This is a genomic window from Leclercia pneumoniae (genome assembly GCF_017348915.1).
In the GTDB taxonomy this organism is placed as follows: Bacteria; Pseudomonadota; Gammaproteobacteria; order Enterobacterales; family Enterobacteriaceae; genus Enterobacter; species Enterobacter pneumoniae.
In genome coordinates this window covers 3387598-3411585 of sequence record NZ_CP071383.1, presented here as the reverse complement: position 1 = coordinate 3411585, position 23988 = coordinate 3387598, and the positions used below count along the sequence as shown (strand labels likewise).

At 55.8% G+C, this 23988-nt stretch carries 24 protein-coding genes; 19 read left to right on the top strand and 5 right to left on the bottom strand.

The annotated features are described in order from the left end of the window. Positions 1 to 7: 7 nt before the first annotated feature. Positions 8 to 1303, top strand: a complete 1296-nt coding sequence (gene eno, locus JZ655_RS16545) for a phosphopyruvate hydratase (RefSeq protein WP_032613680.1) — start codon at positions 8 to 10, stop codon at positions 1301 to 1303. A 53-nt stretch (positions 1304 to 1356) separates the two neighbouring features. On the opposite strand, the gene JZ655_RS16540 is transcribed toward eno, so the two are convergent. Next, positions 1357 to 2571: a glycosyltransferase gene (locus JZ655_RS16540; RefSeq protein WP_207292324.1), complete on the bottom strand. Its 1215-nt coding sequence runs from the start codon at positions 2569 to 2571 to the stop codon at positions 1357 to 1359. 254 nt (positions 2572 to 2825) lie between these two features. Here JZ655_RS16540 and queE point away from each other — a divergent pair, with 254 nt between their 5' ends. Further along, the gene (queE, locus tag JZ655_RS16535; RefSeq protein WP_207292323.1) at positions 2826 to 3497 is read left to right on the top strand and encodes a 7-carboxy-7-deazaguanine synthase QueE; all 672 of its coding nucleotides are present in this window, start codon (positions 2826 to 2828) and stop codon (positions 3495 to 3497) included. 30 nt (positions 3498 to 3527) lie between these two features. Here the strand turns inward: queE and queD are convergent, their stop codons facing one another. Continuing rightward, positions 3528 to 3890 carry a 6-carboxytetrahydropterin synthase QueD gene (gene queD / locus JZ655_RS16530; protein WP_040074247.1) on the bottom strand — a complete coding sequence of 121 codons (363 nt, stop codon included), beginning with the start codon at positions 3888 to 3890 and terminating at the stop codon, positions 3528 to 3530. 305 nt (positions 3891 to 4195) lie between these two features. On the opposite strand from queD, the gene cysJ reads away from it, so the two are divergent. From cysJ to cysH, 3 genes are read left to right on the top strand one after another with little or no spacing between them, the layout of a single operon-like run. After that, positions 4196 to 6001, top strand: a complete 1806-nt coding sequence (gene cysJ, locus JZ655_RS16525; RefSeq protein WP_207292322.1) for an NADPH-dependent assimilatory sulfite reductase flavoprotein subunit — start codon at positions 4196 to 4198, stop codon at positions 5999 to 6001. Beyond that, entirely contained in the window at positions 6001 to 7713 is a 1713-nt protein-coding gene (gene cysI, locus JZ655_RS16520; protein ID WP_040074249.1) for an assimilatory sulfite reductase (NADPH) hemoprotein subunit, read from the top strand. The genes cysJ and cysI overlap by 1 nt, the downstream gene beginning before the upstream one ends. Before the next feature lie 15 nt (positions 7714 to 7728). Further along, a complete protein-coding gene (gene cysH / locus JZ655_RS16515) occupies positions 7729 to 8463 on the top strand; it encodes a phosphoadenosine phosphosulfate reductase (RefSeq protein ID WP_040074250.1) in 735 nt (244 codons plus the stop codon). A gap of 98 nt (positions 8464 to 8561) precedes the next feature. Here the strand turns inward: cysH and JZ655_RS16510 are convergent, their stop codons facing one another. Further along, positions 8562 to 9605, bottom strand: coding sequence for an aminopeptidase (locus JZ655_RS16510; RefSeq protein WP_207292321.1), 1044 nt, complete (start codon positions 9603 to 9605; stop codon positions 8562 to 8564). 240 nt (positions 9606 to 9845) lie between these two features. On the opposite strand from JZ655_RS16510, the gene cysG reads away from it, so the two are divergent. The 13 genes from cysG to rpoS all read left to right on the top strand — a co-directional run bounded on the left by cysG (position 9846) and on the right by rpoS (position 20924). After that, positions 9846 to 11204 carry a siroheme synthase CysG gene (cysG, locus tag JZ655_RS16505; RefSeq protein ID WP_207293869.1) on the top strand — a complete coding sequence of 453 codons (1359 nt, stop codon included), beginning with the start codon at positions 9846 to 9848 and terminating at the stop codon, positions 11202 to 11204. A gap of 9 nt (positions 11205 to 11213) precedes the next feature. Beyond that, positions 11214 to 12122 carry a sulfate adenylyltransferase subunit CysD gene (gene cysD, locus JZ655_RS16500; RefSeq protein WP_040074253.1) on the top strand — a complete coding sequence of 303 codons (909 nt, stop codon included), beginning with the start codon at positions 11214 to 11216 and terminating at the stop codon, positions 12120 to 12122. Positions 12123 to 12131: 9 nt separating this feature from the next. Then, a complete protein-coding gene (cysN, locus tag JZ655_RS16495; RefSeq protein ID WP_040074254.1) occupies positions 12132 to 13556 on the top strand; it encodes a sulfate adenylyltransferase subunit CysN in 1425 nt (474 codons plus the stop codon). After that, positions 13556 to 14161 carry an adenylyl-sulfate kinase gene (gene cysC, locus JZ655_RS16490; RefSeq protein ID WP_046886153.1) on the top strand — a complete coding sequence of 202 codons (606 nt, stop codon included), beginning with the start codon at positions 13556 to 13558 and terminating at the stop codon, positions 14159 to 14161. Before cysN ends, cysC begins: the two co-directional genes overlap by 1 nt. A gap of 50 nt (positions 14162 to 14211) precedes the next feature. Continuing rightward, a complete protein-coding gene (locus JZ655_RS16485) occupies positions 14212 to 14535 on the top strand; it encodes a DUF3561 family protein (RefSeq protein ID WP_046886152.1) in 324 nt (107 codons plus the stop codon). Positions 14536 to 14702: 167 nt separating this feature from the next. Next, positions 14703 to 15014, top strand: a complete 312-nt coding sequence (ftsB, locus tag JZ655_RS16480; RefSeq protein WP_040074257.1) for a cell division protein FtsB — start codon at positions 14703 to 14705, stop codon at positions 15012 to 15014. Between the two features lie 18 nt (positions 15015 to 15032). Then, the gene (ispD, locus tag JZ655_RS16475) at positions 15033 to 15743 is read left to right on the top strand and encodes a 2-C-methyl-D-erythritol 4-phosphate cytidylyltransferase (RefSeq protein ID WP_040074258.1); all 711 of its coding nucleotides are present in this window, start codon (positions 15033 to 15035) and stop codon (positions 15741 to 15743) included. After that, positions 15743 to 16222, top strand: coding sequence for a 2-C-methyl-D-erythritol 2,4-cyclodiphosphate synthase (gene ispF / locus JZ655_RS16470; protein WP_207292320.1), 480 nt, complete (start codon positions 15743 to 15745; stop codon positions 16220 to 16222). The genes ispD and ispF overlap by 1 nt, the downstream gene beginning before the upstream one ends. Beyond that, positions 16219 to 17268, top strand: coding sequence for a tRNA pseudouridine(13) synthase TruD (truD, locus tag JZ655_RS16465; RefSeq protein ID WP_207292319.1), 1050 nt, complete (start codon positions 16219 to 16221; stop codon positions 17266 to 17268). Before ispF ends, truD begins: the two co-directional genes overlap by 4 nt. Beyond that, positions 17249 to 18010 (top strand): 5'/3'-nucleotidase SurE, encoded by a 762-nt coding sequence (gene surE / locus JZ655_RS16460; RefSeq protein WP_207292318.1) that lies wholly within the window; start codon positions 17249 to 17251, stop codon positions 18008 to 18010. The genes truD and surE overlap by 20 nt, the downstream gene beginning before the upstream one ends. After that, a complete protein-coding gene (locus JZ655_RS16455) occupies positions 18004 to 18630 on the top strand; it encodes a protein-L-isoaspartate(D-aspartate) O-methyltransferase (RefSeq protein WP_046886149.1) in 627 nt (208 codons plus the stop codon). Before surE ends, JZ655_RS16455 begins: the two co-directional genes overlap by 7 nt. A 116-nt stretch (positions 18631 to 18746) precedes the next feature. Continuing rightward, positions 18747 to 19871: a murein hydrolase activator NlpD gene (gene nlpD, locus JZ655_RS16450; RefSeq protein ID WP_040074263.1), complete on the top strand. Its 1125-nt coding sequence runs from the start codon at positions 18747 to 18749 to the stop codon at positions 19869 to 19871. Between the two features lie 60 nt (positions 19872 to 19931). Next, complete coding sequence (gene rpoS, locus JZ655_RS16445; RefSeq protein ID WP_039029959.1) at positions 19932 to 20924, top strand: RNA polymerase sigma factor RpoS; 993 nt, start codon at positions 19932 to 19934, stop codon at positions 20922 to 20924. 52 nt (positions 20925 to 20976) lie between these two features. Here rpoS and JZ655_RS16440 read toward each other — a convergent pair whose 3' ends face one another. Next, a complete protein-coding gene (locus tag JZ655_RS16440; protein WP_207292317.1) occupies positions 20977 to 21354 on the bottom strand; it encodes a DUF4440 domain-containing protein in 378 nt (125 codons plus the stop codon). Then, a complete protein-coding gene (locus tag JZ655_RS16435) occupies positions 21351 to 22562 on the bottom strand; it encodes an MFS transporter (RefSeq protein ID WP_207292316.1) in 1212 nt (403 codons plus the stop codon). The genes JZ655_RS16440 and JZ655_RS16435 overlap by 4 nt, the downstream gene beginning before the upstream one ends. A gap of 106 nt (positions 22563 to 22668) precedes the next feature. Between JZ655_RS16435 and JZ655_RS16430 the strand changes: the two genes are divergently transcribed. After that, a complete protein-coding gene (locus tag JZ655_RS16430; protein WP_207292315.1) occupies positions 22669 to 23562 on the top strand; it encodes a LysR family transcriptional regulator in 894 nt (297 codons plus the stop codon). The last annotated feature ends 426 nt before the right edge of the window (positions 23563 to 23988 follow it).

The following is a 23988-nucleotide window of genomic DNA, read 5'->3' as shown; positions in this document are numbered from 1 at the left end:
AAATCTAATGTCCAAAATCGTTAAAGTCATCGGTCGTGAAATCATCGACTCCCGTGGTAACCCGACTGTTGAAGCCGAAGTACACCTGGAAGGTGGTTTCGTCGGTATGGCAGCTGCGCCGTCAGGTGCTTCTACTGGTTCCCGCGAAGCGCTGGAACTGCGCGATGGCGACAAATCCCGTTTCCTGGGCAAAGGCGTAACCAAAGCGGTTGGCGCGGTTAACGGCCCAATTGCACAGGCTATCCTGGGCAAAGACGCGAAAGACCAGGCTGGCATCGACAAGATCATGATCGATCTGGACGGTACTGAAAACAAATCTAACTTCGGTGCGAACGCAATCCTGGCCGTGTCTCTGGCAAACGCCAAAGCTGCCGCTGCGTCCAAAGGTCAGCCACTGTTCGAGCACATTGCTGAACTGAACGGCACCCCAGGCAAATACTCCATGCCTGTACCAATGATGAACATCATCAACGGTGGTGAGCACGCAGACAACAACGTTGATATTCAGGAATTCATGATTCAGCCAGTTGGCGCGAAAACCCTGAAAGAAGCGGTACGTATGGGTTCTGAAGTGTTCCACAACCTGGCTAAAGTTCTGAAAGCTAAAGGTATGAACACTGCAGTTGGTGACGAAGGTGGTTATGCACCTAACCTGGGCTCCAACGCCGAAGCACTGGCTGTAATCGCAGAAGCGGTTAAAGCAGCGGGCTACGAGCTGGGCACCGACATCACCCTGGCGATGGACTGTGCAGCATCTGAATTCTACAAAGACGGTAAATACGTCCTGGCTGGCGAAGGCAACAAAGCATTCACCTCCGAAGAGTTCACTCACTTCCTGGAAGACCTGACCAAACAGTACCCAATCGTCTCTATCGAAGACGGTCTGGACGAGTCTGACTGGGATGGTTTCGCATACCAGACCAAAGTACTGGGCGACAAAATCCAGCTGGTTGGTGACGATCTGTTCGTAACCAACACCAAGATCCTGAAAGAAGGTATCGAGAAAGGCATCGTTAACTCCATCCTGATCAAATTCAACCAGATCGGTTCTCTGACCGAAACTCTGGCTGCGATCAAAATGGCGAAAGACGCTGGCTACACTGCGGTTATCTCCCACCGTTCTGGCGAAACTGAAGATGCGACCATTGCTGACCTGGCAGTGGGTACCGCTGCAGGCCAGATCAAAACCGGTTCTATGAGCCGTTCTGACCGTGTTGCTAAATACAACCAGCTGATTCGTATCGAAGAAGCGCTGGGCGAAAAAGCACCATACAACGGCCGTAAAGAGATCAAAGGTCAGTAATCCTGAACCTTAATCTTTAGAAAAAACCCGCTTCGGCGGGTTTTTTTTTATCATCACACCGTCGGTACGCTATGACGTGTATATACCGCCCGTTCAATAATTTCTGCAGCCCGTGCTGCCCCTCCGGCGTTTATCAACTGAGTCTGGAGGGCGGTGATGCGCTGCGTGTACTGCTTATTTTCCAGCAGGTCGAGAAGATGCTGGCTGAGCGTGCGGCTCGGCGAAAAACGGCAGGCCTTAAGACCAATGCCGCTGAAGACCACGCGGGCGGCGACGCCTGGCTGATCAAATGCCAGCGGCACGGCGAGGATAGGCGTGGCGGTGGCGATGGCATCCATAACCGTATTCAGTCCGGCGTGGGTGATGACGGCGCTGGCATCACGTAATACCGCCAGCTGATCGGTAAATCCTACAATTTGCGTCCCCGTACGCGCCAGCCGGGCGGTTTGACTTGCATTGAGTCTGTCGCAGTGGGCAATAAGCAAGGGCACACCAGCCTGTCGGCAGGCGCGGGCAATCGTGCGGAACAGTCCAAAGCGGTAGCCCTGGATCGTGCCTAATGACGCAAAAACAAACGGCTTCTTTTTGCCGGATGAAACCGTTAGCGGATCGTAGCGTAGCGGGCCTACCGCATGGAAGCAGGCGGGCAAGGAGCGCGGAAAATCAAAGCCTGGAATGGTCTGGCTGATTTGCGCCAACGGCGACAGGCATTGATCTGGTCTGCTGCGCGAAGGCAGACCAAATGCCCGGGCATGACGGGCAATTACCCGGCCTTGTCTCGACATCAGCCAGTCATAAACATCCGCGCTGGAGGCGTATAATTTCCGGCAGCGATCGCTGGTGCCATAGCGAAAAGGCATCACTGGCAGGGGGATGTTGTTATCCCGGTTTACCGGCAGGGCGCAGCAGATGGAGATAAAAGGCAGGTTGAGAGCTTGTGCCACCAACCCTCCAGCCGGCTCCATCTGATCGACAATCACGGCGTCAATATTGTGCTGCCGGAAGGCGAGGGGAAGTTCACGGCACAGCATATCGGTAACGCTTGCCATATCTGATATCAGGCGAAAAAACCCCGGCTCGTGCATCGCAGACTGCGTCGGGTTACCCACAGCGACAAAGTGCGCCTGCGGTTCCCTGAGCAAGGTGCGAGCCTCTTCCTGCTGAAAAAAAGTGATCCGATGGCCGCGCATGATAAGGTGTTTTGCCAGTGCTTCCATAGCGTGCATATGGCTGTATAACGGTAGCGTTATTACCGCAAAATGGCTCATTCTGCTTGTCCAGTATTGTGATGGCTACTCAGTCAAGGAGGTTAACGTCGACGCGTGCCGGATGGGCGATATCTTTAAAGCGTAGCGTAAGTTTTAATGTTTTTAACATTGCCTTCTGAAAACGGCTTTCTACCTTAGGACTGTTAGCCTGGCTATCCTTAAACTGACAGGTATAAAATCGAGGCCGGGGTTGTTTTGCCTGATTATGTGCGATCTGCAATAATGCCCCCCCGCAAATCAGACCAGAGATAACTATGCAGTACCCGATTAACGAGATGTTCCAGACCCTGCAAGGCGAGGGTTACTTTACCGGCGTTCCCGCTATTTTTATTCGTTTGCAGGGATGCCCGGTAGGCTGTGCCTGGTGCGACACCAAACATACCTGGGATAAGCTCGCGGATCGAGAAGTGTCGCTGTTTAGCATCCTGGCCAAAACCAAAGAGAGCGATAAGTGGGGCGCGGCCAGTTCGGAAGATCTGCTGGCGATTATTAGCCGCCAGGGCTGGACGGCGCGTCACGTGGTGATCACCGGGGGCGAGCCCTGCATTCACGATCTGATGCCGCTCACCCAGTTGCTGGAAAAAAATGGTTATAGCTGCCAGATTGAGACCAGCGGTACCCACGAAGTCCGCTGCTCTCACACCACTTGGGTGACGGTCTCACCTAAGGTAAACATGCGCGGCGGCTACGATATCTTATCCCAGGCGCTGGAGCGTGCTGATGAAATCAAGCATCCGGTTGGCCGCGTGCGGGATATCGAAGCGCTGGATGAGCTGCTGACAACGCTGACGGATGAAAAACAGCGCGTGATTGCGCTGCAACCCATCAGTCAGAAAGAGGATGCCACGCGCCTGTGCATCGAAACCTGCATCGCCCGCAACTGGCGGTTGTCGATGCAGACGCACAAGTACCTGAACATCGCTTAAAAAAAAAGCCCGGTTTAACCGGGCTTTTTTTTACTCGCCGCGATAGACACACCCGGCGGTGCAGGTCTCTTTGATCATCACCGCGCTCAGCAGCGGAACCTGCGGTTTCATCACATCCCAAATCCATTTCGCCAGCACTTCGCTGGTGGGGTTTTCCAGACCCGGAATGTCGTTCAGATAATAGTGATCGAGGCGATCATAAGTGGGTTTGAAGGCCGCTTTCAGCTCGGAAAAATCCATAATCCAGCCCGTATGCGGATCGACCTCACCCGTAATTTCAAGGCGCACCATAAAGGAGTGCCCGTGCAGACGGCCACATTTGTGTCCTTCCGGTACGTGAGGCAGGCGGTGTGCGGCTTCGAAGATGAAATCTTTAAACAGTGTGGTGGACATCGTGGACTCTCAAATGCGGAAAAAACCGCCGCATAGTACCGGAAAGGACTTTTTTTATCATTAGCTAAAACGGCCAAACTTGCCGGTGGGCTTAAGTTATGGGGTAATTTGCTTTTTTATCTATAAATTTCATTAGGTTAAATAATCGTTTTTATTGTTAAGAACGATAACTAAAACAGGTTAGTCCATTTGGTTATTTAATATTTCCATCCCTTCTTTAATTGTTATTATCGCCGCCGTTAACCTTATCTTCAGTTTGGATTTATTCGCTTAAAGTCCGCTTTGCTACTGGAACATAACGACGCATGACAACACAGGCCCCACCTTCAAATTTGCTACCGCTAAATCCGGAGCAACTGGCGCGCCTCCAGGCAGCCACCACCGATCTCTCTCCTCACCAGCTTGCCTGGGTTTCTGGCTATTTCTGGGGTGTCCTTAACCAGCAGCCGGGCGCTGCGGTCGCTGCACCTGCGGCAGCGGTCGAGGTTCCGTCGATTACGCTGATCTCCGCGTCCCAGACCGGTAACGCTCGTCGTGTGGCAGAGCAACTTCGCGATGACCTGCTGACCGCCAAACTGAACGTGAATCTGGTCAACGCCGGAGATTACAAATTTAAGCAAATCGCGTCAGAAAAATTGCTGTTGGTGGTGACCTCAACGCAGGGCGAAGGTGAGCCGCCAGAAGAGGCGGTAGCGCTGCATAAATTCCTGTTTTCTAAGAAAGCGCCGAAGCTCGACGGCACGGCGTTTGCCGTCTTTGGTCTCGGGGACTCTTCCTATGAATTCTTCTGCCAGTCGGGTAAAGATTTTGATAGCAAACTGGCGGAGCTCGGCGGCGAGCGTCTGCTGGACCGCGTTGATACCGATGTAGAGTATCAGGCAGCAGCGGCCCAGTGGCGCGAGCGCATTGTGGATGTGCTGAAAGCGCGTGTGCCAAAAGAGACGCCGGCTCAGGCCGCCGTTACCGCGTCCGGCGCGGTAAATGAAGTCTCCTCCAGCCCTTATACTAAAGAGGCGCCGCTGACGGCTGCGCTCTCCGTTAACCAAAAAATCACCGGCCGTGACTCTGAAAAAGATGTGCGTCATATCGAAATCGATCTCGGTGATTCGGGCCTGAGCTACCAGCCAGGCGATGCGCTGGGCGTCTGGTATCAGAATGACCCTGCCTTAGTGAAAGAGCTGGTTGAGTTGCTGTGGTTGAAGGGCGATGAGCCCGTTACCGTGGATGGCAAAACCCTGCCGCTGGCCGAGGCCCTGCAGTGGCATTTTGAGTTGACCGTCAACACCGCCAATATCGTAGAAAACTATGCCACCTTAACGCGCAGCGAAACGCTGTTGCCGTTAGTAGGGGATAAGGCACAGTTGCAGCATTACGCCGCCACCACGCCGATTGTCGATATGGTGCGTTTCTCGCCGGCACAGCTGGATGCTGAGGCGCTGGTTGGCCTGCTGCGCCCCCTCACACCGCGTCTTTACTCCATCGCCTCGTCGCAGGCGGAAGTGGAAAGCGAAGTGCACATTACCGTGGGTGCAGTGCGCTACGACATCGAAGGTCGTGCCCGGGCGGGCGGCGCTTCCAGCTTCCTGGCTGATCGCGTGGAAGAGGATGGTGAAGTCCGGGTGTTCATCGAACATAACGACAACTTCCGCCTGCCGGCTAACCCGGAAACCCCGGTGATTATGATTGGCCCCGGAACCGGTATTGCGCCATTCCGCGCCTTTATGCAGCAGCGTGCGGCAGACGAGGCGCCGGGTAAAAACTGGCTCTTTTTCGGCAACCCACACTTTACCGAAGATTTCCTTTATCAGGTTGAGTGGCAGCGCTACGTCAAAGAGGGCGTGCTGTCGCGCATCGATCTGGCCTGGTCTCGCGACCAAAAAGAAAAAGTATACGTACAAGACAAACTGCGCGAACAGGGCGCAGAGCTGTGGCGCTGGATTAATGATGGCGCCCATATTTATGTCTGCGGCGATGCCAATCGTATGGCGAAAGACGTTGAGCAGGCACTGCTGGAAGTGATTGCCGAATTCGGCGGTATGGATGCCGAAGCGGCGGATGAATTTTTAAGTGAGCTGCGCGTAGAGCGCCGTTATCAGCGAGATGTCTACTAATGAGCGAAAAACATCCTGGCCCACTGGTGGTCGAAGGCAAACTGTCTGATGCCGAGCGCATGAAGGTAGAGAGCAACTACCTACGTGGCACCATTGCCGAAGATTTGAATGACGGTCTGACCGGCGGTTTTAAAGGCGATAACTTTCTGCTGATCCGTTTCCACGGTATGTATCAGCAGGACGACCGTGATATTCGCGCCGAGCGTGCCGAGCAGAAGCTGGAGCCGCGTCATGCGATGCTGCTGCGCTGCCGCCTGCCGGGTGGGATCATCACCACGAAACAGTGGCAGGCGATAGACAAGTTTGCCGGTGAAAACACGATTTACGGCAGCATCCGTCTGACCAACCGTCAGACCTTCCAGTTCCACGGCATTCTGAAGAAGAACGTGAAGCCGGTACATCAGATGCTGCACTCCGTCGGGCTGGACGCGCTGGCGACCGCCAATGACATGAACCGTAACGTGCTTTGCACCTCGAACCCATACGAGTCCGAACTGCACGCAGAAGCCTACGAGTGGGCGAAAAAGATCTCTGAACATCTGCTGCCGCGCACCCGCGCCTACGCGGAGATCTGGCTCGATCAGGAAAAAGTGGCAACCACCGACGAAGAGCCGATCCTCGGACAGACCTATCTGCCGCGTAAGTTCAAAACGACCGTGGTGATCCCACCGCAGAACGATATCGATCTGCACGCTAACGACATGAACTTTGTCGCCATTGCGGAAAACGGCAAGCTGGTGGGCTTTAACCTGCTGGTGGGCGGGGGGCTTTCAATCGAGCACGGCAACAAGAATACCTATGCACGTACTGCGAGTGAGTTTGGTTATCTGCCGCTGGAGCACACCCTGGCAGTGGCGGAAGCGGTCGTTACCACCCAGCGCGACTGGGGTAACCGTACCGATCGTAAAAACGCGAAAACCAAATACACGCTGGAGCGCGTGGGCGTTGAGACGTTCAAAGCGGAAGTGGAGCGTCGCGCAGGCATTAAGTTCGAACCGATCCGTCCTTACGAATTTACCGGGCGCGGCGATCGCATCGGCTGGGTGAAAGGTATCGATAATAACTGGCACCTGACGCTGTTCATCGAAAACGGCCGTATTCTCGATTATCCGGGGCGTCCGCTGAAAACCGGCCTGCTGGAAATTGCTAAGATCCATCAGGGCGAATTCAGGATCACCGCTAATCAGAATCTGATCATTGCTGGCGTGCCAGAAAATCAGAAAGCGAAGATCGAAGAGCTGGCGCGCAGCCACGGGCTGATGGATGCGGTGAAACCGCAGCGTGAAAATTCAATGGCCTGCGTCTCGTTCCCAACCTGTCCGCTGGCGATGGCTGAAGCCGAACGCTTCCTGCCGTCGTTCACCGACAAAGTGGAAGCGATCCTGCAAAAATACGGTATCCCGGACGAGCATATCGTGATGCGCGTGACCGGCTGCCCGAACGGCTGTGGCCGCGCGATGCTGGCCGAGCTGGGACTGGTGGGTAAAGCGCCGGGCCGTTACAACGTGCATCTGGGCGGTAACCGGATGGGAACACGCATTCCGCGAATGTATCGCGAAAACATCACGGAGCCGGAAATTCTCGATTCCATTGACCAGCTTGTCGGGCGCTGGGCGAAAGAGCGCGAAGCGGGTGAAGGCTTCGGCGACTTTACGGTGCGTGCGGGCATCATTCGCCCGGTGCTCGATCCCGCAAGGGATTTCTGGGAGTAAACACGAGAGGTAATTATGTCCGTACTCGATTTAAATGCCCTGAATGCACTGCCCAAAGTGGAACGTGTTCTTCAGCTTGCAGAAACCAATGCCCAGTTGGAGAAGCTGGACGCCGAAGGGCGTGTAGCATGGGCGCTGGAAAATCTGCCGGGAGAGTTTGTGCTCTCATCGAGCTTTGGTATCCAGGCAGCGGTCAGTTTGCATCTGGTGAATCAGATCCGCCCGGACATTCCGGTGATCCTCACCGATACCGGCTATCTGTTCCCGGAGACCTATCAGTTTATTGATGAGTTAACGGATAAGCTGAAGCTGAACCTGAAAGTGTATCGCGCAGCGCAGAGCGCGGCCTGGCAGGAGGCGCGTTACGGCAAGCTGTGGGAGCAGGGCGTTGAGGGCATTGAGAAATACAATGAGATCAACAAAGTCGAGCCGATGAACCGGGCGCTGAAAGAGCTTAACGCGCAAACCTGGTTTGCCGGGCTGCGCCGGGATCAGTCTGGCAGCCGTGCCAGCCTGCCGGTGCTGGCTGTCCAGCGCGGCGTGTTCAAAGTGCTGCCGATCATCGACTGGGACAACCGTACCGTGTATCAGTATCTGCAACAGCATGGGCTGAAATACCATCCGCTGTGGGATCAGGGCTATCTGTCGGTGGGCGATACCCATACCACGCGTAAATGGGAGCCCGGCATGGCGGAAGAAGAGACCCGCTTCTTTGGGCTTAAGCGCGAATGCGGATTGCACGAAGGTTGAGTGATTTCCCCCTCTCTCTGAAGGGCTGGGGGGGAAGCGTGCTTTGTAAGATCCCCTCTCCCTGTGGGAGAGGGTTAGGGTGAGGGGAAAACCCCGCGCTACGCTTTCCCCGCTTTCGCCAGCTCTTTCACCAGCGGCAGCATAATACGCACCACATCGCGACTGCGGTGTTCTATGCGCTGCGGCAGGGTTTTATCAATGTACTGCTGATTATCCAGTCTCACGTCATGCCAACTGGTGCCATCCGGGAACGCTTTCGACTTCGCCCGTTGCTGGTAGCCATCTTTTTTACCCAACGACCAGTTGGTTGCTTCAACATACAGCACCGGGATCCCGGCCTTATCAAACACGTCACCATCGTTGCAGCAACCTGTTCCTTTCGGGTAGGCCGCATTGCCACCGGGGTTGGTGGTGGCGAAAATGCCGTGCGCACGGGCTAACGTCAGCGCGCGGTCCCGGGTGATCTTACGCACCGGGGCCGGGGTGGTTTTGCCGCTATTAAAATAGAGTTTATCGCCCACGATTAAGTTATCGAGATTGATCACCAGCAGCGTATTTTTTTTCTCTTTCTCGCTCATGCGATTCAGTACATTTTCGGCCCCAAGTCGTCCCTCTTCTTCGCCACTGGTGGCAATAAAGCGCACGCTATACTGGGTCGGAATATCTTTCAGGCGTTCTGCCAGCTCCAGCATCACCCCGACGCCGGCTGCGTTGTCATCAATCCCCTGTAGCGTTAAGCCGCCCAGGTTGTTATCCACATCGTTATCGCTCATCGGCGCGAAAGTATCGAGATGGGCGAGAATAATAATCTGCTGTGCCGTTTCGCCCTCATGCGCTGCAATCACCGTGCTGCCAATGACGTTATGCCAGTTTTGCGTACGATTGCGGGAGGTATAGATATAGCGGCTGTGGAAGGTGCGGATATCACTCTGATACCCCATTCCGGCGAACTGCTGACGCACATAATCGGCGGTAAGCATTTCGGCGGGCGTTCCGGTCATGCGTCCTGGAAACACGGTGGCAATGTGTCGTGCCTGTTCGGCGGCCATTTCACCAAAAGGGTGGGTTTTTGCCTGAACGGGGAAGATACAGCAAACGCCGAACGCCAGGGCAGCGATACGGTGGCGCATTGCGGAAAACATAGGGGAGTCCTTAAAAACAGAGCAAAAAATTTGACGCGCCTAGTATGAAACTGTGATCGGCCTTACACAATTTGATTTGCTCTTAAATCCCCGAAAAATCGCGCGTTAAGCACTTTTTGATATTAGCTTTTTCAGGGCGTTATTCCATTGAGTAACTACTCATTCCAATTCGTAATTTCATTCGATCTTAGCCGCCCCCTATAGTCCCACTATTCCTGTTTGTTAGTGAGTTGTAGCACTGTGGACTACCTGCCGTTATTTGCTGCCATTAAAGATCGACCCGTACTGGTTGTTGGTACGGGCGAGGTCGCCGATCGTAAAATTGCCTTTTTACATAAGGCGGGTGCGCGCGTGCAGGTCATTACCGGTGCCGAATTCGAGCCCAGCATGCTCGATCACGTGGTACTGGTCATCGCCGCAACGGACGATCGCGAGCTGAACCGCCAGGTCTTTGATGCCGCGAATGTCCGTCACCGTCTGGTGAACGTGGTGGATGACCAGCCGCTGTGCTCGTTTATTTTCCCCTCTATCGTTGACCGCTCGCCCCTGCTGGTTGCCATCTCTTCCGGTGGCAATGCACCGGTGCTGGCGCGTCTGCTGCGTGAAAAAATAGAGGCCCTGCTGCCAGCGAACCTTGGCCGCATGGCCGCGGTAGCGGGCCAGTTTCGTGAGCGTCTGAAAACGGTGATTACCACCACCGACGGTCGCCGTCGCTTCTGGGATCGCGCTTTCCGCGGCCGCTTCGCCAGTTTGATGGCGGCGGGTAATCAGGCCGAAGCGGAACAACACCTGGAACGCTCACTCGCCTCCGGGCAGGGGGCAAATGGCGAAATTATTCTGGTCGGCGCCGGGCCGGGAGATGCCGGGTTGCTGACCTTGCGCGGTTTACAGGTGATTCAGCAGGCTGACGTGGTGTTTTACGATCACCTGGTTACCGACGGCGTGCGCGAGCTTATTCGTCGCGACGCCGAGCAGATCTGCGTGGGTAAACGGGCGGGAGAGCACTCTATTCCGCAACATGAAACCAACCAGATGCTTATTGCGGCAGCCAAAGCGGGTAAAACCGTGGTGCGCCTGAAAGGGGGCGATCCCTTTATCTTTGGTCGCGGCGGTGAAGAGCTGCAGGCCGCGGCGGAAGCGGGCATCCCGTTCCAGGTGGTGCCGGGCATCACGGCCGCCTCGGCGGTAACGGCCTATGCCGGTATTCCCCTTACGCATCGTGATTTCGCCCAAAGCGTCACCTTTGTTACCGGGCACTACAAAGCCGACAGCACCCCCTTCGACTGGTCTCACCTGGCGCAAAGTCGTCAGACCCTCGCTATCTACATGGGCACCATGAAAGCGGCGGACATTAGTGAACAACTGATTAAACACGGTCGCGATGCAGCAACGCCCGTTGCCGTGATCTCTCGCGGCACGCGCGCCGATCAGCATGTCGCCATCGGCACATTACACAACCTTGCAACCCTGGCGAAAGACGCCCCTATGCCCGCCCTGATTGTGGTGGGTGAAGTGGTGCAGCTGCATAGCACGCTCGCCTGGTTCCAGCACACAACCGAGACGGAAGGCTTTGGTTCTTCTGTTGTAAATTTGGCTTAAGGAACGGTTATGGACCAAAAACGACTTACTCACCTGCGGCAGCTCGAAGCGGAAAGTATTCATATCATCCGCGAAGTGGCCGCCGAGTTCTCCAACCCGGTGATGATGTACTCCATCGGCAAAGATTCCAGCGTGATGCTGCACCTGGCGCGTAAAGCGTTCTATCCAGGCACGCTGCCGTTCCCGCTGCTGCACGTGGACACTGGCTGGAAATTCCGTGAGATGTATGAATTCCGTGACCGCACCGCCAAAGCCTATGGCTGTGAGCTGCTGGTGCATAAAAACCCGGAAGGGGTGGCGATGGGGATTAACCCGTTCGTGCACGGCAGCGCCAAACATACCGACATCATGAAAACCGAAGGGCTGAAGCAGGCGCTGAATAAATACGGTTTTGACGCGGCCTTCGGCGGCGCGCGCCGTGACGAAGAGAAATCCCGCGCGAAAGAGCGTATCTACTCCTTCCGCGATCGTTTCCACCGCTGGGACCCGAAAAACCAGCGTCCGGAGCTGTGGCACAACTACAACGGCCAGATTAACAAGGGCGAAAGCATTCGCGTCTTCCCGCTCTCAAACTGGACCGAGCTGGATATCTGGCAGTACATCTATCTGGAAAATATTGAAATCGTTCCGCTGTACCTGGCCGCAGAGCGTCCGGTACTGGAGCGCGATGGCATGCTGATGATGATTGATGATGACCGTATCGACCTGCAACCGGGTGAGGTGATCAAAAAACAGATGGTGCGCTTCCGTACCCTCGGCTGCTGGCCGCTGACCGGCGCGGTGGAATCTCACGCGCAAACGCTGCCGGAGATCATCGAAGAGATGCTGGTCTCCACCACCAGCGAGCGACAAGGCCGCGTCATTGACCGCGACCAGGCAGGCTCCATGGAGCTGAAGAAACGTCAGGGTTATTTCTAAGGAGCCGCCATGAACAGCACAATTGCACAACAAATTGCCGACGAAGGCGGGGTTGAAGCCTACCTGCATGCTCAGCAGCATAAAAGCCTGCTGCGCTTTTTGACCTGCGGCAGCGTCGATGACGGGAAAAGCACCCTGATTGGTCGCCTGTTGCACGACACACGCCAGATTTATGAAGATCAGCTCTCGTCGCTGCATAACGATAGCAAGCGTCACGGGACTCAGGGCGAAAAGCTCGACCTGGCGCTGCTGGTAGACGGCCTGCAGGCGGAGCGTGAGCAGGGCATCACCATTGACGTGGCCTATCGCTACTTCTCCACCGAAAAGCGCAAATTTATTATTGCCGATACCCCGGGGCACGAGCAGTACACCCGCAACATGGCGACTGGTGCCTCCACCTGCGACCTGGCCATTCTGCTGATGGATGCGCGTAAAGGGGTGCTGGACCAGACTCGCCGTCATAGCTTTATCTCCACGCTGCTGGGGATCAAACACCTGGTGGTGGCGGTCAATAAAATGGATCTGGTGAACTTCAGCGAAGAGACGTTCAACCGTATTCGTGAAGAGTATCTGACCTTTGCTGAGCAGTTGCCGGGCAGCCTTGATATCCGTTTCGTGCCGCTCTCGGCGCTGGAAGGGGATAACGTCGCCTCCCAGAGCGCAAATATGCCCTGGTATAGCGGCCCGACGCTGCTGGAAGTACTCGAGACCGTAGAGATCCAGCGTGTGGTCGATACCCAGCCAATGCGCTTCCCGGTGCAGTATGTCAACCGGCCGAACCTCGACTTCCGCGGCTTCTCTGGCACGCTGGCGTCCGGCTCTGTGCAGGTAGGTCAGCGCGTTAAAGCGCTGCCGTCCGGCGTGGAATCGGCCATCGCCCGCATTGTGACCTTCGATGGCGATCTCCAGGAAGCGGGGGCAGGTGAAGCCGTAACCCTGGTACTAAAAGACGAAATTGATATCAGCCGTGGCGACCTGCTGGTGGATGCCCAGGAAAGGGTAAAAGCGGTGCAGGGGGCTGCCGTGGATGTGGTGTGGATGGCTGAACAGCCGTTGACCGCAGGCCAGAGCTACGACATTAAAATCGCGGGCAAGAAGACCCGTGCCCGCGTGGACGGTATTCAGTTCCAGGTGGATATCAATAATCTGACCCAGCGCGATGTCACTGAACTGCCGCTGAACGGTATTGGTCTGGTCGATCTCACCTTCGACGAACCGCTGGTGCTGGACGCTTATCAGCAGAATCCGGTCACGGGCGGACTGATCTTTATTGATCGTCTGACGAACGTCACGGTAGGCGCCGGTATGGTACGCCAGCCTAATGAAGAGGCTGCCGTCGTCTCTGAATTCAGCGCCTTTGAACTGGAGCTGAACGCGCTGGTGCGTAAGCACTTCCCACACTGGGGCGCACGCGATCTGCTGGGAGGCAAGTAATGGCGCAACATGATGAGAACGTCGTCTGGCATCCTCATCCGGTTACCGTCGCGCAACGCGAACAACTCCACGGTCACCGTGGGGTTGTGCTGTGGTTTACCGGGCTTTCGGGCTCGGGTAAATCGACCGTTGCCGGGGCGCTGGAGGAGGCGCTTCACCAGGCGGGGGTCAGCACCTATCTGCTTGATGGCGACAACGTACGCCACGGCCTGTGTCGCGATCTGGGCTTTAGCGATGATGATCGCAAAGAGAATATTCGTCGGGTCGGTGAGGTGGCCAGCCTGATGGCCGACGCCGGGCTGGTGGTCCTGACGGCCTTTATCTCTCCGCACCGCGCCGAGCGGCAGATGGTACGCGAGCGCGTGGGTAACGACCGTTTTCTGGAGGTCTTTGTCGATACGCCGCTGGCCGTATGTGAGCAGCGCGATCCGAAGGGCCTGTATAAGAAAGCGCGCGCGGGCGAGCTGAAAAACTTCACCGGAATTGATGCCGTTTACGAAGCGCCTGAAACGCCTGAAATTCACCTGCAAGGTCAACAATTGGTAACAAATTTAGTAGGCCAATTATTAGACCTGCTCAGACAGGGCGATATTATCAGATCCTGAGACGGTATCGGGCTTAGGCTTCCCCGATGTGTCATGGTACAGGATTAGCGATGCGTAACAGCGAAAATTACATTATCACCAGGTCGGAAACAGTAGCGACTAACGACGAGACGACCTGGTCTTTCCCTGGGGCGATCGTCGGCTTTATCTCGTGGCTTATGGCGCTGGGCATCCCGTTTCTGATTTACGGCAGTAACACGCTGTTTTTCTTCCTCTATACCTGGCCTTTCTTCCTGGCGCTGATGCCCGTCGCGGTTGTGGTCGGCATTGCGCTGCACTCGCTGCTGGATGGCAGACTGCTTTATAGCGCCATCATCACCATTGTGACGGTCGTCGTCCTGTTCGGGCTGTTATTTTTGTGGCTCATGGGATAAGTTCAGCCATAATTCAAACCGTAACCAACTATGTGCAATGGTGTGCTGGCGCGAATCTGCGGAAAAAATGTGGTACATTTGCCCGCGATGTTGCGGCATCTCTGTAGCCCCAGAGTAGAGTCGTGGGGAAAGTTATGGGATGATGATGCCGTTTTTCAGGGGGCAGGATGGGTAAACTTACGCTGCTGTTGCTGGCTTTGCTGGTCTGGCTTCAGTATTCGCTGTGGTTCGGTAAGAACGGCCTTCACGACTATAGTCGCGTCAGCGATGACGTGACGGCACAGCAGGCGACAAACGCCAAACTTAAAGCGCGAAACGATCAACTTTTTGCCGAAATTGATGACCTCAATGGCGGGCAAGAGGCGATTGAAGAACGTGCACGCAATGAACTCAGTATGACTAAGCCGGGCGAAACCTTCTATCGTCTGGTTCCGGATGCGTCTAAACGCAACCAGGGCTCTGTACAAAACAATCGATAATTAGCCCGGGATGACGACATGGCAGTAACTTTTACGGACGTATGCGCCGTTGTACCGGCCGCCGGGTTCGGCCGACGCATGCAGACAGAGTGTCCTAAGCAGTATCTCTCAATTGGCGATAAAACCATTCTTGAACACTCCGTGGCGGCGCTGCTGGCGCACCCGCGGGTGTCCCGGGTGGTGATCGCCATCAGCCCAGGCGATGCGCGCTTTGCCGCGCTCCCGCTGGCAAACCACCCGCAAATTACGGTCGTTGATGGCGGCGCAGAGCGCGCCGACTCGGTGCTGGCCGGTATTCAGGCCGCCGGTGAGGCCGCATGGGTGCTGGTGCACGATGCGGCGCGCCCTTGTCTGCATCAGGACGATCTGGCGCGACTTCTGGCGCTTAGCGAGACCAGCAAGGTCGGGGGCATTCTGGCCGCGCCGGTGCGTGACACCATGAAGCGCGCTGAACCAGGCCTTGCATCCATTGCCCATACCGTAGAGCGCGTTGATTTGTGGCACGCGCTGACCCCACAATTTTTCCCTCGCGAGCTGCTCCACGCCTGCCTGACTCGCGCCCTGAATGAGGGGGCGACCATTACCGATGAGGCATCGGCGCTGGAGTATTGTGGTTTTCATCCCACTCTGGTTGAAGGACGCGCTGATAATATCAAAGTGACGCGACCGGAAGATTTACAGCTGGCGGAATTTTATCTTACCCGTTCGACCCCTCAGGAGAAGGCATAATGCGAATTGGACATGGTTTTGACGTACACGCCTTTGGCGGTGAAGGCCCAATTATCATTGGCGGCGTACGCATCCCCTACGAAAAAGGACTGTTGGCCCATTCTGATGGCGACGTGGCGCTCCATGCCTTAACCGACGCGCTGCTGGGCGCGGCGGCGCTGGGTGATATCGGCAAACTCTTCCCGGACACCGACCCGGCATTCAAGGGGGCCGACAGCCGCGCGCTACTGCGTGAAGCCTGGCGCCGTATTCAGGCCAAAGGTTTTACCCTTGGCAACGTCGATGTCACCATCATCGCGCAGGCACCCAAAATGTTGCCGCATATCCCACAGATGCGCGTGTTTATCGCCGAAGATCTCGGCTGTCACATGGATGATGTCAACGTCAAGGCCACCACCACCGAGAAGCTGGGCTTCACTGGCCGTGGTGAAGGCATTGCCTGCGAAGCAGTAGCCCTGCTGGTGAAGGCGGCAAAATGATCGAATTCGACAACCTCACTTATCTGCACGGTAAGCCGCAAAGCACGGGTTTACTAAAAGCCAGCCCGGAAGATTTCGTGGTGGTGGAAGATCTCGGCTTTGAGCCGGATGGGGAAGGCGAGCATATCCTGGTGCGGATCCTGAAAAACGGTTGTAACACCCGTTTCGTTGCCGACGCACTGGCAAAGTTCCTGAAGATTCATGCCCGTGAAGTGAGCTTTGCCGGGCAAAAAGATAAACATGCCGTTACAGAGCAGTGGCTCTGCGCGCGCGTTCCGGGCAATTCGATGCCGGATCTCAGTAAGTTTGAGCTTGAAGGTTGTAAGGTACTGGAGTACGCCCGCCATAAACGCAAACTGCGCCTCGGTGCCCTGCAGGGAAATGCGTTTACGCTGGTGCTGCGTGAAGTCAGCGATCGCGCCGATGTCGAAAAACGTCTGGCAGCCATCAGCGCCCAGGGCGTGCCTAACTACTTTGGTGCGCAGCGTTTCGGCATTGGCGGCAGTAATCTGCAGGGGGCGCTACGCTGGGCGCAGAGTAACGCGCCGGTTCGCGACAGGAATAAACGCAGTTTTTGGTTGTCTGCGGCCCGCAGTGCGTTGTTTAATCAGATTGTGAGTGAAAGGCTGAAAAAACCAGACGCGAATCAAGTTGTTGTCGGCGATGCGCTACAATTAGCGGGGCGCGGCAGCTGGTTCGTGGCCACGGCTGAAGAGATGGACGACCTGCAGACGCGCGTCGGAAACAAAACGCTGATGATTACCGCACCGCTTCCGGGCTCCGGAGAGTGGGGAAGTGTGGGCGACGCGCTGAGCGCGGAGCAATCTGCGGTGGCAGATGCGCAGGAATTACAATCTTTGCTGGTGCGGGAAAAAGTGGAAGCGGCACGCCGGGCGATGCTGCTCTATCCGCAACAGTTGAACTGGAACTGGTGGGATGACGTAACCCTTGAGTTACGATTCTGGCTGCCGGCAGGTAGCTTTGCCACCAGTGTTGTCAGGGAACTTATCAACACTTCGGGTGACTATGCGAATATTGCTGAGTAACGATGACGGGATCCACCCCCCAGGCATACAGACACTGGCCAGGCATCTGCGCGAGTTCGCAGAGGTTCAGGTTGTTGCTCCCGATCGTAACCGCAGCGGTGCCTCTAACTCATTAACGCTGGAGTCATCGCTTCGCACCTTTGCTTTCGATAACGGCGACATTGCCGTGCAGATGGGCACACCGACTGATTGCGTCTTCCTTGGGGTGAATTCCATGATGCGTCCGCGACCGGATGTGGTGGTCTCCGGCATCAACGCCGGGCCAAACCTGGGCGATGATGTCATCTACTCGGGTACCGTTGCCGCCGCAATGGAAGGCCGTCATCTCGGTTTTCCGGCCCTGGCGGTCTCACTCAATGGTCACCAGCATTACGATACGGCTGCTGCCATCACCTGCACGATTCTACGTGCCCTGAGCCGTGAACCACTGCGCACCGGGCGGATCCTGAATATCAACGTGCCCGATTTACCGCTCGACCAGATTAAAGGCATACGCGTTACCCGCTGTGGTAGCCGCCATCCGGCGGACCAGGTCATCCCACAGCAGGATCCGCGTGGTAATACGCTCTACTGGATCGGGCCGCCGGGCGAGAAGTGCGACGCCGGGCCCGATACCGATTTTGCTGCCGTTGATGAAGGCTATGTCTCGATTACACCACTGCACGTAGATTTAACCGCTTACAGCGCGCAGGATGTGGTGTCAGGCTGGCTGGATCGTGCCGGGGTGAACGAGCAATGGTAAGTCAACGTGTACAAAGCCTTCTGAATCAATTACGTGCTCAGGGCATTACCGATGAGAAGGTGCTTGATGCCCTGGCTCAGGTACCGCGCGAGAAGTTTGTCGATGAGGCGTTTGAGCACAAAGCCTGGGAAAACGTCGCGTTGCCCATCGGGCAGGGGCAGACAATTTCGCAGCCCTATATGGTTGCCCGGATGACCGAACTGCTGGAACTGACACCGGAGTCCCGGGTGCTGGAGATTGGCACCGGTTCTGGCTACCAGACCGCGATCCTGGCGCACCTGGTGCACCATGTCTGTTCAGTGGAGCGCATTAAAGGGTTGCAGTGGCAGGCGCGTCGTCGCCTCAAACAACTTGATTTACATAATGTTTCAACACGTCATGGTGATGGCTGGCAGGGTTGGCAGGCACGCGCCCCGTTCGACGCCATCATTGTCACGGCGGCACCGCCCGAAATCCCGGCAGCACTGCTATCGCAGCTGGATGAGGGCGGTATTCTCGTTTTGCCGGTGGGCGATGAACAGCAGCTATTAAAGCGTGTTCGTCGGCGCGGCGACGAATTTATCATCGATACCGTGGAAGCCGTGCGCTTTGTCCCTCTCGTAAAGGGGGAGCTGGCCTGAGACTCAGATTTTTCCAGGGTTATTCAGGCCAATTCAGCGTATCGTGGGGCGCAAAAGATTCGTGCCAACACGGATAATATTAAGTCACTGGTAGTTAACACATTCCTGGGGGATAAATGAGCGCGGGAAGCCCAAAATTCACCATCAGCCGTGTCGCGGCATTATCACTGGTTTCACTCTGGCTGGCAGGTTGTTCTAATTCAAACAATCCCCCTGCGCCGGTGAGCTCAGTTGGCGGCAATAGCGGTTCTGGTAACACATCCAGTGGAATGCTGATTACTCCTCCACCAAAGATGGGTAACTCTACAGCGCAGCAAACTCCGCAGATCCAGCCTGTTCAACGTCCTGTTGTCCAGCCGACGCAGATTCAGCCAGTGGAACAAGCTGTTCAGACCGAAAATGGCCGCATAGTATATAACCGCAAGTATGGGAACATTCCGAAAGGCAGCTATACTGGCGGCAGCACCTATACCGTTAAGCGCGGCGATACCCTGTTCTATATCGCGTGGATCACCGGGAACGATTTCCGCGATCTCGCCCAGCGAAACAACGTACAAGCCCCGTATGGACTGGAAGTAGGCCAAACGCTGCAGGTGGGCAATGCCACCGGTAAACCTCTGACGCCGGGTAACAGCGTTTCTGCGGCCGACGTCACCGCGCAAAATAACAGTGTGACCCCTGCACAAAAATCAAGCACAGTGGTTGCTTCACAACCTGTAATTACGTATTCTGAGGACTCAGGTGAACAGAGTGCTAACAAGATGTTGCCGAATAATAAGGGTACTGCGACCGTTGTCACAGCACCGGTTACGGCACCTGTGGTTAGCTCTACCGAGCCCACTGCCAGCAGTGTAACGTCCAGCTCGCCGATCTCTTCATGGCGCTGGCCGACTGACGGCAAGGTTATCGAGAACTTCTCTTCCTCCGAGGGGGGAAATAAAGGGATCGATATCGCGGGGAGTAAAGGACAGGCTATCATCGCGACCGGAGACGGACGTGTTGTGTATGCCGGTAATGCACTTCGCGGTTACGGTAATCTTATTATCATCAAACACAACGATGATTACCTGAGTGCCTACGCCCATAACGATACGATGCTGGTCCGGGAACAACAAGAAGTTAAGGCGGGGCAAAAAATCGCTACCATGGGTAGCACCGGAACCAGTTCTACACGCTTGCATTTTGAAATTCGTTACAAGGGGAAATCCGTAAACCCGCTGCAGTATTTGCCGCAGCGATAATTTGACGAGACATGCCAGTCAGGATGTTTCGTTCAGGGATCACGGGTAGGAGCCACCTTTATGAGTCAGAATACGCTGAAAGTTCATGATTTAAATGAAGACGCGGAATTTGATGAGAACGGAGCAGAGGCTTTTGATGAAAAAGCCTTAGTAGAAGAGGAACCCAGTGATAACGATTTAGCTGAAGAAGAGCTGTTATCGCAGGGCGCCACACAACGTGTGCTTGACGCGACTCAGCTTTACCTTGGGGAGATTGGTTACTCCCCACTGTTAACAGCCGAAGAAGAAGTTTATTTCGCGCGCCGTGCATTGCGTGGTGACGTAGCCTCACGCCGTCGCATGATTGAGAGTAACTTGCGTCTGGTTGTGAAGATTGCCCGTCGTTATAGCAATCGTGGTCTGGCTCTGCTGGATCTGATTGAAGAGGGTAACCTGGGGCTTATCCGTGCTGTTGAGAAGTTTGACCCAGAACGTGGGTTCCGTTTCTCAACCTACGCAACCTGGTGGATTCGACAGACCATCGAACGGGCAATCATGAACCAAACCCGTACGATTCGCCTGCCGATTCACATCGTGAAAGAGCTGAACGTCTATCTGCGTACTGCACGCGAGTTGTCCCATAAGCTGGACCACGAGCCAAGTGCAGAAGAGATTGCCGAGCAGCTTGATAAACCGGTTGATGACGTAAGCCGTATGCTGCGTCTCAATGAGCGTATTACCTCGGTTGACACCCCACTGGGTGGCGATTCCGAAAAAGCGCTGCTGGACATCCTGGCCGATGAAAAAGACAACGGCCCGGAAGACACTACGCAAGACGATGACATGAAACAGAGCATCGTTAAATGGCTGTTCGAACTGAACGCCAAACAGCGTGAAGTGCTGGCACGTCGTTTCGGTTTACTGGGGTATGAAGCTGCGACACTGGAAGACGTCGGCCGCGAAATTGGCCTGACCCGTGAACGTGTTCGTCAGATTCAGGTAGAAGGTCTGCGTCGCCTGCGTGAAATTCTGCAGGGGCAGGGTCTGAATATCGAAGCGCTGTTCCGCGAATAATTACCCTTTCGTCAAAAAAGGCCCGTCGTGAGACGGGCCTTTTTCTTTTGTGCTACCCCTGCGTCGTTTCGTGCAACAGACGCCAGGTGACTCTAGCGCCTTCCTGATTAAGCACCGCGGTTGACCAACGTACGTTGACAGGCTGGTCCGGACGGGTTTGCGTCTCCCGGTAGTGCAGCACCGCGCCACCTTCCCATTCCTGCACCGTAGCGAGCTCATCGATAGCTATTTTCAGGCCGTGGCGACTGCCGCGCTGGTTTTGCAGGAAGCCGGCCAGTGCCGCATGGTCCAGATGAGTGCCGCCCGGTGGAATCATCATAAAATCCGGCCGGAAGCGGGCGAGCAGGGCGGTGATGTCGCCTTCGCCTTCTCCAAGCCACTGCTCGAGCGCAACGTGAAGATCAATAATTTCTTTTTCGTACGGGGTCATGATTTCTCCTGTTGAAGCTGCATCAGCACCTTCGCATTGTTAAGACGAATAACGGTCAGCAGGGGCAGTAAGGTTACGCCAGCGGCAAAAAGAAAAGTACTGTGCCACGCCGTAATCGGCGGCAGGTAGTGCTGCGCCAGGCTAAGTAGCGCGGCCAGCACTAACGCCCCCAGAAAAAAACTCAGCTGACGGTTCAGGTTCCACAGCGCGCTGGCATCCGGCATCGCATCATGCGGGATAGTCAAAAACGCGCTGCTTTGCGCCGTGCTGCTGCACAGGCTACCGCCCGCACCCATAAGCGTAAATGCCAGCACCGGCAGTGCGAGCGGGCTCTCCGGGCCGACAGGGACAAGAAGCGCCATTCCCGTGGCCTGCAAAAGAGAGCCGAGGATAATCAGCGGTCGGGGACCCAGACGGTTGAAGTAGCGTCCGGTTGATGCGATCGCCACAAAAGAGGCCAGTGACCAGGGCAGCATCAGCGCCCCCGTTTCGGCAGGCGTCAGTCTGGCGACGCTTTGCAGGTAAAACATGCCTATCACGTTCACGCCAATGAACGTGCCGGGAATGCACAGGTAGACCAGCATAGAAAACCGCAGCAGCGGATCTTTCAGCAGCGGGAGATGAAGCAGTCGTCGCGTCACGATCTGCTGTGGTTTCTCGTCACGAAGCCATAGCCAGGCCAGCGTAAATGCGAGGGCAGCGACGGGCAGAGTCGCAAAAAATATCCATCGCCAGCCGAGCGTTTGCACCAGCACGCCGCCCAGCGCGGGTGAGCATGCCGGTGCCAACAGCGCCACCAGCATAACCGCCGAAGAGAGTCTGGCACGTTCGTGCGGCTTAAACTGCTGCCACGCCAGCGCCTGCCCAACCGGTATCAGCAGCCCACCGCCAAGCCCCTGCACGACGCGCCAGGCGATGAGGCTGTCGAGTGTGGACGCCAGCCCCGCGGCGGTAGAAGCGGTACTAAATAGTAAAAGCGATAGCAGGATCAGGCGTTTGGGGCCCAGCAGGCGCGCCAGCATGGCGCTGAACGGGATGACCAGCGTTAGCCCGGCAATATAGCCATTACTCACCCAGGCAAGTGCGGAAGGCGTGGCGTCAAACGCCCGGCCCATTGCTGGAAAGGCCACGCTGGCGATGAACATGTTAATCAGGTCGAGAAAAAAACCGAGCAGAAATACAACGGCAACCCTGGTGCGATAGGTCATGGGAACTCCTCAAGTGAGGCCGTATCGTAGCGGGCGGAAGAGAACAGATAAACGCGACAAAGCGCGATATACTGTCAAAAAAATTTTGACAATGAAAAGGCTGACGATGTTGAATTTGCAGCGTACAGGGATGTTTGTGGCGGTGGTAGAGAGCGGAAGTTTTACCGCTGCCGCAGACGTTATGGGGTTAACAAAAGCGGTTCTCAGTTTCAATATTCGCCAGCTCGAAGATGAGCTGGGCGTTACGCTGCTGCTACGATCCACCCGCCGGCTGCGCTTAACCGAAGCCGGGGAACTGTTTTACCAACGTAGCGTGGCGCTGCTTCAGAACGCGGAGAAACTCGCGGATGATGTACGCGCCAACCATGCCGGGCTGACGGGGGAACTGCGTATTACCAGCACTCCGGAATATGGGGCGAAGGTGGTGGTCCCCCTGCTGGCCGAATTTAGCCTTCAGCACCCGGAGCTACGCGTGCGGCTGGTATCATCTTCGCTGCACAGGGATCTTATTTCTGAACGTTTTGATGTCGCCATTCGGCTTGGGACGCTTGCAGATTCGCGCTACCACGCCGCGCTGATTTCGCAGTTTGCCATCTTGCCCGTAGCATCCCCGGCGTGGCTGCAGGCCCATCCTGTGGGATCACCAGAGGCGCTGGCGCAGGCTGACTGGATCATTCATGAACGCGTCGCTTCACCGCTGCGCTGGCAGCTACGTAACGCTGCCGGTGAGAGCGTCATGCTGGAGATAAAAAAAGCCCCGCGATTATATGCGGACAGCGCGCAGGCATTAATGGCCTTTGCCCTGGCCGGTAGTGGTGTGGCGCTGTTGCCTGCGTGGCTGGCACAAAGCGCGCTGGAGGAGGGGCAACTGCTCCCCGTTTTACCGGAATACACTTTTGCCCAACAGGGCATCTATGCTGTCTATCCTGATGCCCAGCATGTTTCAGCAAAGGTGCGCACGTTTATTGATTTTATGCGTACCCGGGTTAACGCGTTATGATCCTGGTTTTGATGCTTGCCGGGTACCGCTCAGGTTCTTCTTTGTGAAGGTGCCCTTCCAGCGCCCTCACCAAGCGCGGATAAAAAGAGAAAGCAGCGATGATGGTCGGCATGATTATGCTCGCCATTTTCCAGACGGCAGGTTCTCTGCTGCTCCGCCGGTTCGCTGGTATCGCTTTGGGCTCATGGTCATGACGGTGAGAGCCAGCGGTTCCACTCCTGGCTGCCAGAGAGTGATATGTGTTACTGCGGGTGAGTTGCCGTTAGGCGCGTCGCTACAACTGCCGCTGAAAAACGGTCGTGACAGATGGACAAAGCACAACGGCAACTCTGGTTGTCATGCCGATCAGTTAGCGCGGTGGAATCGTTCCGTTCACCTCATGTTCAGCGGAGTGTGGCATTACACCACCCGTGAACGTGACAAGGA

Coding starts and splice junctions, on each gene's coding strand:
- ispF (WP_207292320.1), top strand. CDS start 15,743: ATGCGAATTGGACATGGTTTTGACGTACACGCCTTTGGCGGTGAAGGC.
- JZ655_RS16430 (WP_207292315.1), top strand. CDS start 22,669: ATGTTGAATTTGCAGCGTACAGGGATGTTTGTGGCGGTGGTAGAGAGC.
- surE (WP_207292318.1), top strand. CDS start 17,249: ATGCGAATATTGCTGAGTAACGATGACGGGATCCACCCCCCAGGCATA.
- cysD (WP_040074253.1), top strand. CDS start 11,214: ATGGACCAAAAACGACTTACTCACCTGCGGCAGCTCGAAGCGGAAAGT.
- cysJ (WP_207292322.1), top strand. CDS start 4,196: ATGACAACACAGGCCCCACCTTCAAATTTGCTACCGCTAAATCCGGAG.
- cysN (WP_040074254.1), top strand. CDS start 12,132: ATGAACAGCACAATTGCACAACAAATTGCCGACGAAGGCGGGGTTGAA.
- queD (WP_040074247.1), bottom strand. CDS start 3,890: ATGTCCACCACACTGTTTAAAGATTTCATCTTCGAAGCCGCACACCGC.
- JZ655_RS16440 (WP_207292317.1), bottom strand. CDS start 21,354: ATGACCCCGTACGAAAAAGAAATTATTGATCTTCACGTTGCGCTCGAG.
- JZ655_RS16455 (WP_046886149.1), top strand. CDS start 18,004: ATGGTAAGTCAACGTGTACAAAGCCTTCTGAATCAATTACGTGCTCAG.
- ispD (WP_040074258.1), top strand. CDS start 15,033: ATGGCAGTAACTTTTACGGACGTATGCGCCGTTGTACCGGCCGCCGGG.
- JZ655_RS16540 (WP_207292324.1), bottom strand. CDS start 2,571: ATGAGCCATTTTGCGGTAATAACGCTACCGTTATACAGCCATATGCAC.
- JZ655_RS16435 (WP_207292316.1), bottom strand. CDS start 22,562: ATGACCTATCGCACCAGGGTTGCCGTTGTATTTCTGCTCGGTTTTTTT.
- cysC (WP_046886153.1), top strand. CDS start 13,556: ATGGCGCAACATGATGAGAACGTCGTCTGGCATCCTCATCCGGTTACC.
- queE (WP_207292323.1), top strand. CDS start 2,826: ATGCAGTACCCGATTAACGAGATGTTCCAGACCCTGCAAGGCGAGGGT.
- cysH (WP_040074250.1), top strand. CDS start 7,729: ATGTCCGTACTCGATTTAAATGCCCTGAATGCACTGCCCAAAGTGGAA.
- eno (WP_032613680.1), top strand. CDS start 8: ATGTCCAAAATCGTTAAAGTCATCGGTCGTGAAATCATCGACTCCCGT.
- JZ655_RS16485 (WP_046886152.1), top strand. CDS start 14,212: ATGCGTAACAGCGAAAATTACATTATCACCAGGTCGGAAACAGTAGCG.
- cysI (WP_040074249.1), top strand. CDS start 6,001: ATGAGCGAAAAACATCCTGGCCCACTGGTGGTCGAAGGCAAACTGTCT.
- rpoS (WP_039029959.1), top strand. CDS start 19,932: ATGAGTCAGAATACGCTGAAAGTTCATGATTTAAATGAAGACGCGGAA.
- ftsB (WP_040074257.1), top strand. CDS start 14,703: ATGGGTAAACTTACGCTGCTGTTGCTGGCTTTGCTGGTCTGGCTTCAG.
- JZ655_RS16510 (WP_207292321.1), bottom strand. CDS start 9,605: ATGTTTTCCGCAATGCGCCACCGTATCGCTGCCCTGGCGTTCGGCGTT.
- truD (WP_207292319.1), top strand. CDS start 16,219: ATGATCGAATTCGACAACCTCACTTATCTGCACGGTAAGCCGCAAAGC.
- nlpD (WP_040074263.1), top strand. CDS start 18,747: ATGAGCGCGGGAAGCCCAAAATTCACCATCAGCCGTGTCGCGGCATTA.